The organism is Oceanobacillus sp. M65, assembly GCF_052246275.1.
Lineage (GTDB): Bacteria > Bacillota > Bacilli > Bacillales > Amphibacillaceae > Oceanobacillus_B > Oceanobacillus_B jordanicus.
Map to the genome: position 1 here is coordinate 1,484,544 of NZ_JBQQCJ010000001.1, position 12,499 is coordinate 1,497,042.

Annotated in this window: 12 protein-coding genes; 11 read left to right on the forward strand and 1 reads right to left on the reverse strand. The window is 37.8% G+C overall.

Annotated elements, in window-relative coordinates:
* The first annotated feature begins 200 nt into the window (after positions 1–200).
* The 5 genes from ACTWPF_RS06990 (at position 201) to ACTWPF_RS07010 (ending at position 3,681) form a co-directional block, all read left to right on the forward strand.
* Positions 201–557: a lmo0954 family membrane protein gene (locus ACTWPF_RS06990; RefSeq protein WP_443148782.1), complete on the forward strand. Its 357-nt coding sequence runs from the start codon at positions 201–203 to the stop codon at positions 555–557.
* A gap of 18 nt (positions 558–575) precedes the next feature.
* Positions 576–1,214, forward strand: coding sequence for a PspA/IM30 family protein (locus ACTWPF_RS06995; protein ID WP_443148783.1), 639 nt, complete (start codon positions 576–578; stop codon positions 1,212–1,214).
* Positions 1,215–1,293: 79 nt separating this feature from the next.
* Positions 1,294–2,025 carry a cell wall-active antibiotics response protein LiaF gene (gene liaF, locus ACTWPF_RS07000; RefSeq protein ID WP_443148784.1) on the forward strand — a complete coding sequence of 244 codons (732 nt, stop codon included), beginning with the start codon at positions 1,294–1,296 and terminating at the stop codon, positions 2,023–2,025.
* Positions 2,022–3,056, forward strand: a complete 1,035-nt coding sequence (locus tag ACTWPF_RS07005; RefSeq protein WP_106897284.1) for a sensor histidine kinase — start codon at positions 2,022–2,024, stop codon at positions 3,054–3,056. Before liaF ends, ACTWPF_RS07005 begins: the two co-directional genes overlap by 4 nt.
* Positions 3,049–3,681, forward strand: coding sequence for a response regulator (locus ACTWPF_RS07010; protein WP_106897283.1), 633 nt, complete (start codon positions 3,049–3,051; stop codon positions 3,679–3,681). Before ACTWPF_RS07005 ends, ACTWPF_RS07010 begins: the two co-directional genes overlap by 8 nt.
* Positions 3,682–3,738: 57 nt before the next feature.
* Here the strand turns inward: ACTWPF_RS07010 and ACTWPF_RS07015 are convergent, their stop codons facing one another.
* Positions 3,739–4,752 carry an aromatic acid exporter family protein gene (locus tag ACTWPF_RS07015; RefSeq protein WP_443148785.1) on the reverse strand — a complete coding sequence of 338 codons (1,014 nt, stop codon included), beginning with the start codon at positions 4,750–4,752 and terminating at the stop codon, positions 3,739–3,741.
* Between the two features lie 427 nt (positions 4,753–5,179).
* Here ACTWPF_RS07015 and ACTWPF_RS07020 point away from each other — a divergent pair, with 427 nt between their 5' ends.
* The 6 genes from ACTWPF_RS07020 (at position 5,180) to ACTWPF_RS07045 (ending at position 12,493) form a co-directional block, all read left to right on the forward strand.
* On the forward strand, positions 5,180–6,445 hold the full coding sequence (locus ACTWPF_RS07020; RefSeq protein ID WP_443148786.1) for a C40 family peptidase: 1,266 nt from the start codon (positions 5,180–5,182) through the stop codon (positions 6,443–6,445).
* Between the two features lie 243 nt (positions 6,446–6,688).
* On the forward strand, positions 6,689–7,279 hold the full coding sequence (locus tag ACTWPF_RS07025; RefSeq protein WP_443148787.1) for a nitroreductase family protein: 591 nt from the start codon (positions 6,689–6,691) through the stop codon (positions 7,277–7,279).
* Positions 7,280–7,448: 169 nt separating this feature from the next.
* Positions 7,449–8,966 (forward strand): BCCT family transporter, encoded by a 1,518-nt coding sequence (locus tag ACTWPF_RS07030; protein WP_443148788.1) that lies wholly within the window; start codon positions 7,449–7,451, stop codon positions 8,964–8,966.
* Between the two features lie 188 nt (positions 8,967–9,154).
* On the forward strand, positions 9,155–10,099 hold the full coding sequence (locus ACTWPF_RS07035) for an AAA family ATPase (protein WP_443148789.1): 945 nt from the start codon (positions 9,155–9,157) through the stop codon (positions 10,097–10,099).
* Positions 10,096–11,313 (forward strand): DUF58 domain-containing protein, encoded by a 1,218-nt coding sequence (locus ACTWPF_RS07040; RefSeq protein WP_443148790.1) that lies wholly within the window; start codon positions 10,096–10,098, stop codon positions 11,311–11,313. Before ACTWPF_RS07035 ends, ACTWPF_RS07040 begins: the two co-directional genes overlap by 4 nt.
* Positions 11,303–12,493 (forward strand): hypothetical protein, encoded by a 1,191-nt coding sequence (locus tag ACTWPF_RS07045; protein ID WP_443148791.1) that lies wholly within the window; start codon positions 11,303–11,305, stop codon positions 12,491–12,493. Before ACTWPF_RS07040 ends, ACTWPF_RS07045 begins: the two co-directional genes overlap by 11 nt.
* The last annotated feature ends 6 nt before the right edge of the window (positions 12,494–12,499 follow it).

Sequence of the window (12,499 nt, forward strand, 5' to 3'; positions counted from 1 at the left end):
GAAGTCCCAAGTATAAGAAAAACATACGCTAAAAGATGGACGAAAGTGAGTTTTTCTAACACGTTAGAAAAATATAAAACATGCATCTGTCTTAGACTAACTAAGCCTTTAGGCGTAGCAAAAGATATGGCGGAAGCTCATTACCGAAAGCTCGTTTCCCTAGTAAGCTAAGAGTAAGTTAAAGAAAGGAGGCAACAAGAATGAAAAAATTTATGTTGTTTATTGGCGGGCTTATCGCTCTCATGATATTGGTAGCGAATATCGGGCCGATGATAATACTGGGCGTTAGTGTTTGGCTACTTTACGTTATTTTTAAGCAGTTTATAAAAAGTGATTCAACTGCTGGAAAAATCGGGTGGGTTGTGCTAGGACTCGTAGTCTTAAGTGTCACCTTTTCAAATGTGTTTGCGGTAATTGGGCTTGCAGCTGCATATGTGTTGTATGTCATTTATCGAAGTTGGAAGAAGGAAAAGGATGAACCAGTCATAGATGTAATGGATGATGATGATCCATTTACAAATTTTGAACGTCAGTGGGCAGAAATAAACCAATATTAATAAAGGAGTGTTTTTTACATGTCAAGTATATTTTCACGAATGAAAGATTCTATATCAGCAGATCTTCACACTATGATGGATAAAAAAGAACAAAAGAATCCGGTAGCTGCGTTAAATCAGTATTTGAGACAAGGTGAACAGGAGAAAGAGAAGGTAAGAAGACTTGTTGATCGTCAGTACAAATTAAAAGACGAATTTACTCGTGAGTTCCATAAAGCACAGGATATGGCAGACAAACGTTTAAAACAAGCAGGTATTGCTGAAAGAGCTGAGGAAGAGCAAATGCATGCTTTCGCCATAAAAGAACATGAGGAATACAAAGCAAGGGCAGATCGGATGAAAGCCTCTCGCGAGGAAGCCGTTGAACAACTAGAAACTTTAGAGCAAAAGTATGAAGAGATGAAGCATAAATTAAAAGACATGCATTTAAAAAGAATGGAATTAATGGGACGAGAGAATATTGCAAGAGCTAATCACCAAATGAACAAAGTGGTGGAAGAGACATCAGAGAAGCCCTTTTCTAAGTTTGCTGAAATGGAGCAGTACATTGAAAACCTGGAATATAAAGTAAATAGCTCGTTTTACCGCAGTACGTTCGATAGCAAAATAGCTAAGCTTGAAAAAGAGATGAAAGAGCAAACTGCCGAAATGAATTAAAAAGTGATATAATAGCAGGCGCAGGGCAAGGCGTCTGCTTTACTTAATGAAAAAAATCATCAGAGAGAGGTGGGATCCCGTGTTTAAAAGATTTTCAACAGATACATTTAACTGGATATTAATCATCGGGGGAATCCTTCTTATCTTTGAGATCGCTTTTTTCTTTGGTGGCACCATTATTCCTGCGCTCTTTTCAGTCTTGGTTGTTTATTTTGGCTGGAGTAAGTTCTACCATCTTTGGGGTAAAATTATTTTCTGGATCGGCGTAGTAAGTCTTGTTCTCTCGATATTGAACCTAATGGCTGTGAGATTTTTACTCGTGGCTCTGGTTGTTCTGTTCATTATCAATTACTACAAAACAAAGAAAGATCCAGCTCTTCTGACACCAGATATTATGGGGAACAGAACAACAAGCAATGACATTGTGACAACTGTCCAACCACTATTTACTCATCGATTATTTGGAGATCAAAATACAAGTGAAACGGCATATAAATGGCGTGATATAAATATACATGGTGGGTTTGGAGATCGCATGGTTGATCTAAGTAATACCGTTTTACCAAACGATACAGCAGTAATTTCAATTCGGCATGTAATCGGAAACATCCAAATCTTCGTTCCTTACGAGGTAGAAGTAAGCATTCATCATAGTTCTGTTTTTGGAAGGGCATATGTATTTGGGGAGACCGATTGGAAATTGATGAACCAATCATTGATCTATCAAACAGCTCTATATGACTCATCACTACCAAGGGTTAAAATTATAACCTCCATATTCTCGGGAGATATCGAGGTGGTGCGGATATGAATACAATTGCGCGCCATATTTTTACAGCGGTACTGTACAGTTTGCTTATTTCACTGAGTATGATTGCTTTAACGTTAACGGTTTTTGTTGAGGATTGGCTTTCTGTTTTCGAAAAGAAAATTGGAGACGTATCATTTTTACTAGCTGCCTTCATTATCATGGTTACCATGGCATTGGTCATTGGGATTGTAACAGGCGTCTATTGGAAACAAAGGCTAAATCGTGTGGAAAAACAACTAATGGAAGTAGCACGGGGGCAGAAAACCACTACACCTGTGGAGCCTTATAAAGAGCTAAAAACAATTGAGCAATACGTGCAGCAGATACAAAGTAAAATTAATAGTCAAGCAGAACATGCCCAAAGGCTAGCAACAGAGCGGGCTAATGAAAGAGAACAAAGTCTTCAAGAAATTGTCGTACAAGAAAGAAATCGACTTGCAAGAGAATTACATGATTCAGTAAGCCAACAACTCTTTGCTGCATCTATGATGATGTCAGCAATTAACGATACAAATCCAGAAGCTGAAATAAAAAAGCAGCTCGTTTTAGTTGAACAGATGATTCATCAGTCACAATTAGAAATGCGAGCCCTGCTCTTACACCTTCGACCTGTAGCCTTAAAAGGAAAGTCATTGCAAGAAGGGGTAGAGGAGTTACTGGTCGAGTTAATCCAGAAAGTACCGATGGAAATCGATTGGAAGGTAGAACCGTTTGTGGTGGATAAAGGAGTAGAGGATCAATTATTTCGAATTCTTCAGGAATCTGTATCCAACACGCTGCGACATGCAGAAGCAAATTCTCTTCAAGTTATGTTGGTAGAGCGTGACCAAACCGTAATTCTAAGAGTCGTAGACGATGGCGTGGGTTTTGATATGCAAACAAGAAAAACGAATTCCTATGGACTGCAGAATATGCAGGAACGTGCATTAGAAGTAGGAGGAACGTTTAAAATTGTAAGTGTACCTGGGGAAGGTACAAGAACGGAAGTTAAAGTCCCTAATTTAAGGAAGGACGGGGAAAAGGATGATTAGTGTACTATTTGCAGATGACCACGAAATGGTGAGAATAGGTGTGACTGCTTATTTAAGCGCCCAGCCGGATATTGATGTTATTGCGGAAGCAGCAGATGGGGGAGACGCTGTGTCACAAGCCCTTGAGCTAAGGCCCGATATCATTCTAATGGATTTGGTTATGAAGGAAATGGATGGTATTGAAGCCACACGACAGATAATTGCCCAATGGCCAGAAGCTAAAATTATTATTGTAACAAGCTTTCTTGACGATGAAAAAGTTTATCCAGCCTTAGAAGCAGGGGCAACAAGCTATATGCTAAAAACCTCTAAAGCGAGCGAGATTGCTAAAGCCATTCGTTCCACCTATGAGGGGCAATCTATTCTCGAACCCGAAGTGACCGGGAAAATTATGAATCGAATGCGTACGAAAAAGGAGGAACCGCTACATACCCAGCTAACTGCAAGAGAAAAAGAAATCCTTCTACTAATTGCCCAAGGAAAAACGAATCAGGAAATAGCGGATGAACTCATTATTGCAATAAAGACGGTTAAAGTACATGTCAGCAATATTCTAGGTAAATTAGAAGTGCAAGATCGGACACAGGCAGTAATCTATGCTTTCCAACATGAGTTGACCAAATAAAAAAGCGAAGCGAGAAGAATCTCGGTTCGCTTAATTGTATGGAAAGTAATAACTTGATTATTTACCATAGAATCGATCGACTTGGTTGTAGATGGATACAAGCTCGTATAAAATAATTAATTCAGGAGGAAAGCTTGTAGGATGCCTTCTGTCTCCCCTTGTTATTTCTTCATTATCCTCCCAAAATATCTCCGTAATCTGTTTAAGATGCTGAGCATGCTTGTCTGTTTGATAATGGGATGGGTCTTTTAGTCCCTCAGCTAATTCCCTTATTGCATATAGAATAATGGCACGTTCGTCATTAGACCATGCTATCGTCTTTATTTGACTGCTAATTAAATTATCTAGATGATACAGAATGAGTCTGAGGCTCCCTAGTTGTTTTTGCATATGGTGAAAATGGCTTTTTTCTTTTCCAACGAGCGGATGAAATTTCGCTTCCTCTTTTTGGAACCTTACAAGCGTTTCAGTCTGGTGGATTCCCCAATCTAATTGCTCTACCATTTCTCTATTATGTAATTCTTGTTCTTGCTTTCCTTCTAGTATTGTAAGAAATACTCTCTCAATGGTTTTGCCAGTTTGGATAGCCGTCCGCTGGATACTACTCGATATATTTTTAGTGTAATGTGGTGGCAATATAAACATGTTCACTAGAGTAGACACGACAAGACCAATTGATGTTGTCCCAAGTCGTATGAGAAATGAAATGAGATAATTACTGTGAATAACTTCAATCATTGCAACAGCTGTAAGGGTTGCCACCAGTAAGCCGGCATGTAGTTTGAGACGAAAGCAGGTAATGATAGTAAACATAGCTGCAAGAGTATAGGTAAGGGGTGAATTCCCGAATATTGATATGAAAAGCACGGCATAAGCAGAACCTATGGCAGAGGCAGGAAAACGAACGATCCCTTTTTTGATTGAATCGGAAACTGTGGGCTCAATGGTAACGATTGCTGTAATCACAGCAAACACCGCAGGCCAGTCTAGCCACCCGCAGATTAATGCTGTAACAAAAATAGCAACACCTGTCTTCACTACACGGCTGCCGACAAAATGTAACTTTTTCACTTTATCTTCCTCCAATAACGCATTTAAAGCTTAATTACCTATTATTTATTCTAACATAACCTAAAAATACAGAACGTAATGAGAGCAATATAGTAGAATGAGCCTAAATGAGCTGGACAATTCTAGTATAATTTAATAGGTTATGAGAAATTCGCATAAGGGATAGTTTGCATTATTACCTAGAAGAAATGTAGGAAACTGTTGATTTATAAAGGTTTTTACTATTCGATGATTTAGGAAATAGTCCTATTGTGTCACATTTGAAATATAATTGTAATATTTCTCTAACATGCATGAAACTTTTAACTGTTATACTACGAATTACCTAAGATAGTAAATTACATAGAAGACGAATATATTTTTCACATAACTGCTAATACATATAAATACTAGATAAGCAGATGTGATAGGGAAGCGGGGAAGAAAGTTGAAAAAGTCAGTTGTCACATTGACCACAGTAGTGGTAGTTGGTCTAGGTAGTGCATTTTTCAGTGTAGATACCCATGCAGAGTCAGTTAATGATTTGAAACAGAAACAGTCACAAATTCAAGATGACAGAGAAGAAATTAAAGCAAATCTATCCGATGCAGAAAGCAAGATTGCAGACGTTTTAATAGACTTAGAAGAATTAAATAAGGAAATTGAACGTACTAACGAAGCTTTGGCGAAGAATGAAGAAAAAATGAATGAAACAGAAAAAGACATAAAAGCAACAAAAGAAAAAGTTTCTGAACTAGAAGACGAAATTGTTGTACTAGAAGATGCTATAGAGGAACGCTACAGTATTTTAAAAGAGCGTGTTGTATCCTACCAAAAGAGTGGTGGAGACATTAGTTACCTAGAAGTTGTTTTTGGGGCAAAAAGCTTTGGAGATTTCATTAATCGTGTATCAGCAGTAAACAAAATCTCAGATTCTGATACGAAATTGATGGAAAAACAAGAAGCTGACAAGAAAGCAGTAGAAGATAAAAAAGACGAAGTCGTTACCAAACTTGATGAGTTGAAAGAAATGAAAGTAGAACTTGAAGGTATGTTAGCTACTATCGAAGAACAAAAGAGTGCAAACGAAGATAAGAAAGCAACTTTAAAAGATAAAAAGAAAGAACTTGTTACTATGAAGGAAGATTTACAAGTTAAAGATAGTGATTTGGCTTCATTGGAACAAAATGTGAAGCAAAGTATTGAGGATGCAACTGCACCAGTAGTAGCACAAACATCAGAAAATAATGCAAGTAGCTCTAGTGAATCTAGTGATTCAGATGGTGGAAAACTATCAACTTTAAGTAGTGAAAAGAAATCCACACCAGTTGCTGTAAAAGGTAATGGTAATCTTAGTACAGCTATAAATGCAGGATATCAATATCTTGGTGTTCCATATACTTGGGGCGGCAAAACACCGAACCCTGGGTTTGATTGCTCTGGATTTGTATCATGGGCTTTTGCACAAGCTGGTATTTCTATTCCATCTAGCACAGCAGGTCTATCTGGTATAGGTACAAAGGTTTCTTATAGTGATGCAAAACCTGGAGACTTGGTTTTCTTTAACACTTATAAAACAAATGGTCATGTTGGAATCTACCTTGGAAACGGCAAATTTATTGGAGCTCAAAGTTCTACAGGATTGGCTGTTGCAAATATGACAAGTGGTTATTGGAATGACACATTTACTGGTCACGTTCGTCGTGTGAAATAACTTATGAAAATCCATCCTACGGGGTGGATTTTTTGTTTTCTATCTTTAATAGAGAGAAATTCGTATTCTACACACTATATAAGGCAAGCAAACGAATCTCTTCTAAATAAGTATCTAGTATATTAATTACCCAATCTAGTATTGTGTAAACCTCATTGGTGATAGAAAAGCAAATATCTTTTTCACCTAGAAGAAATAACGTTATAATGAAAGAAACACTATCTAGATGGAGGAAAATTACTTATGACAGATGTTAATCAATTTAGAAAAACCAGATATGATATTGATCCTATTTACATAAAAAGGTGGTCACCTAGATCTTTCTCTAATCAGAAGGTTTCAGAAGAAGTGCTTAGTAGTGTATTTGAAGCTGCAAGATGGGCTCCCTCCGCTGTGAATGTTCAGCCTTGGAGATTTGTCTTTGCTTCCTCTGAGCAAGACAAGGAAACATTTTTATCCTTTATTAATGAAGGCAATGTAATTTGGTGCAAAAACGCGCCAGTCCTAATTGCTGTTATCTCAAAAATGGAAGAAGAACGATTTGGAGGAAATAACCCAGCTCATGCTTTTGATACAGGAACAGCATGGGGCTTTCTTTCCCTGGAAGCTGCTCGCAAAGGTCTAATTACACATGCCATGGGCGGATTTAATAAAGAGAAGGCAAAAGAGGCTTTATCAATCCCAGATGGTTACCAAGTGCATGCAATTGTGGCTCTAGGCTACCAAGGAGAGAAGAGCAGTCTTGAAGAAGCCTATCAGAAAAGAGAGGTACCTTCACCAAGAAATGAAGTCGAAACGTTTGTTTCAGAAGGTGTATTTCGAGAAAACATGTAGAAAACGATTAGAATAAGAAAGGAGACTCTTTATAGAGTCTTCTTTTTTTGTCTTCGTAAATGCGGTTCCTTATAAAGTTTTAAAAGTAAGAGATGAGGGTATATTATATTCGTTGATATTTGATGGCTTACATAATTATTTTAAAATCTATTTAGGAAAGGGCGAATTTATGAAAAACAAAAAAGCATTCCAAAATCCTGTATTTTACATTTCTGCAATTGTTATCTTCTTGTTAGTTATCATTGGTGCTATAATGCCAACCCAATTCGGTTCCATTGCTGGACTACTATTTAATTTCACCACGAACAATTTTGGTTGGTTTTACTTATTGGCAGTATTTATTTTTGTGATTTTTTTAATAGGATTATCTGTTAGTAAGTATGGGAAGGTTCGTTTAGGACCAGCTAATTCTCGACCGGAATACCCATTCTTTACTTGGATTGGAATGTTATTTTCTGCTGGATTCGGTGCAGGGTTAGTATTTTGGGGAGTGGCTGAGCCGATGAGTCATTTCTTTGAAACACCATTTCCTGATTTGCAAGCACAAAATGAAGAGTCTGCAAGAGTTGCTATGGGTTATGCTTTTTTCCATTGGGGGATAAGCCAATGGTCTGTATTTGCGGTTGTTGGCTTAGTAATTGCATATTTACAATTTAAAAAAGAGAAAAAAGGGCTTATTTCTATCGCAATCGAACCAGTTGTCGGCAAAAACAAAGCGCTTGGAGGAACGATTGATTCTCTTGCTGTCATTGCAACCGTTATGGGTGTAGCTACATCACTCGGACTTGGCATATTGCAAATGAATGGAGGATTAACATCTGTTTTTAATATACCAAACTCCATTTGGGTGCAAATAGCCATAGCCGGAATTATGCTGATTACGTATCTTTTGTCTTCTAGCACAGGTTTAAATAAAGGAATTAAGTGGCTTAGTAATCTCAATCTGGCTATCTGCCTTCTATTGCTCGTTTTTGTTTTCATGGCAGGTCCTACTGTGTTTATCTTAAATACATTTGTATTAGGAATTGGGGACTATCTATCCAGCTTTATTCAATACAGTTTGCGACTCACGCCATATACTGGTGACTTATGGGTAAGGGACTGGACTGTGTTTTATTGGGCTTGGGCGACTGCTTGGTCACCCTTTGTAGGGGCATTTATTGCCCGTGTATCCAAGGGAAGAACCATTAGAGAGTTTGTCTTTGGTGTGCTTGTAGTTCCCCCGGTAATCGCTTGTTTGTGGATTGCAGCGCTTGGCGGTACAGCTATTCACAGTGATCTATTTAATGGTACAAAAATTGCTGAAGCGGTTAACGCAGACATGGCAGTTGCCTTGTTTGAAACTTTTGGAACGCTACCTCTTACAACGGTGGTATCCCTTCTTGCTCTATTTCTCATTTTTACTTTTCTTGTAACTTCTGCTGATTCAGCGACGTACATTCTTGGAAGTATGACCTCAAAAGGAAGTCTAAATCCGGCTTTGGTAGTGAAAATCATTTGGGGAGTTCTCATTACTGCAATTGCCGTTGTTTTATTACTAGCGGGAGGATTGGATGCATTACAAACAGCTTCACTTATATCTGCATTGCCTTTTACAGTAATATTATTAATCATTGTTGCATCATTCTTAAAAATGATAAAAAAAGAACCAGATATTAAAAAGAAAGAACGACTAATAAGTAAGTAACTATGTACAAAGTTAAAAAAGAGCTGATGCAAAATGCATCAGCTCTTTTTTATGTGAAGGTTTCGCTGACTTTACTTCCTATTAGGAGAGAATACAATATTTTCAGATATATGCTAACCCCTGCCTATTAAAATACGTTATACTATATAGTAGAAAAAATTAGAAAATTCTTCAGGGGGCATTTTAGAATGGAAAATCTTTTAAAGGCTAGAGAAAAAGTCAATAACGTTATTTATGGGAAAGAAGAAGTGGTTGATTTATTATTTGTTGCACTACTAGCTCAAGGTCATGTTTTACTTGAGAGTGTTCCAGGTACTGGTAAAACAAAACTTGCTAAAAGCTTCGCTAAAGTGATAAACGGCACATTCAGCCGTGTCCAGTTCACACCAGATGTATTACCAAGTGACATTACCGGTATTCGTTTCTTTAATCCTAAAGTACAAGAATTTGAATTAAGGATTGGGCCAATTGCTACCAATGTGTTACTTGCAGATGAGATAAACCGAGCAACACCGAAAACGCAGTCAAGTTTACTTGAAGCTATGGAAGAATATCAATCTACCGTTGACGGGGAAACGATTAAAATTTCTTTACCATTTATCGTAATAGCGACGCAGAACCCTGTAGAGAGCAATTATGGCACATTTCCGTTACCTGAGGCGCAGTTAGATCGTTTCTTGTTTAAACTGGATCTAGGCTATCCTTCAATTTCTGAAGAGAAACGCATTTTAAATACATACCGACGAACGGATCCATATGATGCTGTCGAGGCCTCTTTATCTATTGACACGATTCGTGAATTACAAGATGAGATTAAATTAATTACCGTATCAGAGGTAGTTGCAGATTATCTACTTGAGCTTGTTCATGCATCAAGGGAACATTCTGATGTAGAGCTAGGGATAAGTCCACGTGGGATGCTGGCTTTAATGCGAGCAGGGCAAGCTTATGCATATATGAAGGACAGAGATTATGTAACACCACAGGATATTAAAACGCTAGTTCCATATGTGTTTGAGCACAGACTCATTCTTTCCATGGAAGGTTCCATAAAGAAGACAGCAAAGGAGATTGTTAAGGAGATTATTCACGCTACTGCTGTACCAGTTGAAGAAGGAGCAATGGTGGAATGAAATGGCAAAGAGACCATGCAATAGAGGGGAAGGCTGGGTATGATTATGTTCTTTTAGCCATCATCCTGTTGGCAGTTATAGGCGTGATGTTTAATATCACCATCCCATTTCTGGGTGTAGGTGCCGTCACTGCCTACTTACTAATTTTTAAATGGTATGATAGTGGAATTGGCAAAAATATATTGTTAGAAAATCCATCGAGAACGATAAAACTTTTTCCTGATGAAACCGCCAATTTAGATTTAAATATGGAAAATCGCTCTATATTTCCCATGATTAATGGAGAATTTCAGTTGCAAATGGGGCCTGCTGTAAAAGCTTATAAACATGCAAAGGATGAGGAGACGTACTGGCATAAACTAAAAATCCCATTATCTATCTTACGTAAAAGAAAAACACACATATCCATTCCGGTCATTGCGAAACAGCGAGGTGTTGCGAAGGTGCATAATATCATGTACTATTTTCCGCACCTATTTCATTTTGAATCGGCAATGATTAGATATACGCCATTTTTCAGGACAGAATTTGTTGTGTTTCCAAGGTTGCTTGAGGTAAAGGGAGTAGAAGCTGTATTTCAGATGATGCCTGGTAAGGGAAGATCCCCTTTTTCTCCGTATGAAGACATACAAAGTCCATTAGGAACCAGAGAGTACCATTATAGTGATCCATTTCACCGGATCAATTGGAATGCTTCTGTCAAAACACAAAAACTTCAAACCAATGTATATGAGCGGGAAATTAATCGATCTTTTGTGTTTCTCGTTAACATAGGAAAATCTAAAACATCAAATATGGTGCAAACGAATCAACACATGGAAGCATTGCTTTCCTATACAGCATATTTATCTAAGGTTGCAACAGAAATGGATATTCCTTTTGAATTGTTTATTAATGCTCGAAGACCAGGGAAGATTCCAGTTCTCCATATCCCTGAGGGAGAAGGGAAAAGACATTATGGTACAACCTTAGAGATGTTGGCAAGAATCCATAAACAATCACTGGTTTTCCCATTTGATAAGATGCTCTTCAACATTGGAAACCAACTTACACATCATAAGACATGTATCATTATTGGTGAACTTACAGAGGATTCCCTCCACCTCTTGGATAAATGGAAAAAGAAGAATGTTAGCATCTTCCATGTTCCTTATTCAGATGGTACATCCGTAGTAAAACCACTTGGGCAGGAGGTACTGTCACATGCTAAATAGCCATGCAACAACCCGATATGCATACCATTTCGTAAGTGAGGCGCTCATCATTTTTATGGTTCTCATGCCCTGGTTCCATCACAGTTTAATGTGGGTTCCGTATTGGAGTTATTTGGTCGTTATTTTAGTGGCATGCTTTATTTTTAGTCTTATCACGATTTACACAAACAACTATATTGTTTATGTTTTAATGGCACCTATATTATTTGGTGTGTTTTTTCTGTTAGACTATCCAATGTTATATAGTATCGTATTAAGCGGTTTGTTGGTATGGCGTTACATCAATATAAGGAAGGAAGACATTATTAGTAGAGAAAGTAGTTACATTCTGTTAACTCTATTATTAATGGTAGTGGTTGGCATGTTGGTTCCTGATGTTAGAGCGATGCTATTTCCTTTTCTTGTTATACTACTTAACGTTATTGGGTATTTATGGAGTCATCTTGCAGCATTATCAAAAACGGAAAGAAAACAGGTTGATAAGAAATTAATCCCTGCCTTTGTTGGTATCTTAATTGCTGGTGCTTTGCTTATATATTTAACGTACGACTTATTCAGTTGGATGATGACGAACCTATTTTATGGCGTTATATCACTTATAGGAGGGACGTTAAGTTGGTTTGCTAATTTGTTACAATTTATTGAAATGCCAGAACGTGGATGGCCTGATCAAGAGAACCAAACGGAAGCAGGCGACGGGTATTGGAATAAAATAGAAAATAATTCGTTGGTGGAGCAAATAACACCATACCTCGCAATAGCTGCTGTGATCACGCTGGTTCTCTTCGCGATTGTTTTACTCGTTCTATTCTGGAGAAAACGGTTTAAAAAACCGCTTTCCGTAGAAGAAGCTGACAGTTCGGTTTCCTATAGTGCATTAGACAGTCATTCAGACATGGATTCAGGTAGAACTTCACGGTTTAATCGCTGGCTTAATAAACCAAAGCACCCTATACGTAAGCTTGTTTACCAGTTTGAGAGAAAAGCACATAAAAATAAAAAAGGCAGAAGGAAGTACGAGACAATTGAGGAATGGTTTAACAGGATAGATGTTAACGCCGATTTGGAGATTTATCAAAAGGTAAGATATGGAGAGATGGAGCAGGTAAGCGAATCGGACGTAACAAAGCTTCGTTCTGCAATTAAGGAAGCGGATCTTCAATTTGACGTGAACCAATAGGCTGCT

Excerpts from the sequence above, each read along its gene's own strand:
- ACTWPF_RS06995 (WP_443148783.1), top strand. The coding sequence starts at position 576 with ATGTCAAGTATATTTTCACGAATGAAAGATTCTATATCAGCAGATCTT.
- ACTWPF_RS06990 (WP_443148782.1), top strand. The coding sequence starts at position 201 with ATGAAAAAATTTATGTTGTTTATTGGCGGGCTTATCGCTCTCATGATA.
- ACTWPF_RS07030 (WP_443148788.1), top strand. The coding sequence starts at position 7,449 with ATGAAAAACAAAAAAGCATTCCAAAATCCTGTATTTTACATTTCTGCA.
- ACTWPF_RS07010 (WP_106897283.1), top strand. The coding sequence starts at position 3,049 with ATGATTAGTGTACTATTTGCAGATGACCACGAAATGGTGAGAATAGGT.
- ACTWPF_RS07040 (WP_443148790.1), top strand. The coding sequence starts at position 10,096 with ATGAAATGGCAAAGAGACCATGCAATAGAGGGGAAGGCTGGGTATGAT.
- ACTWPF_RS07035 (WP_443148789.1), top strand. The coding sequence starts at position 9,155 with ATGGAAAATCTTTTAAAGGCTAGAGAAAAAGTCAATAACGTTATTTAT.
- ACTWPF_RS07025 (WP_443148787.1), top strand. The coding sequence starts at position 6,689 with ATGACAGATGTTAATCAATTTAGAAAAACCAGATATGATATTGATCCT.
- ACTWPF_RS07005 (WP_106897284.1), top strand. The coding sequence starts at position 2,022 with ATGAATACAATTGCGCGCCATATTTTTACAGCGGTACTGTACAGTTTG.
- ACTWPF_RS07045 (WP_443148791.1), top strand. The coding sequence starts at position 11,303 with ATGCTAAATAGCCATGCAACAACCCGATATGCATACCATTTCGTAAGT.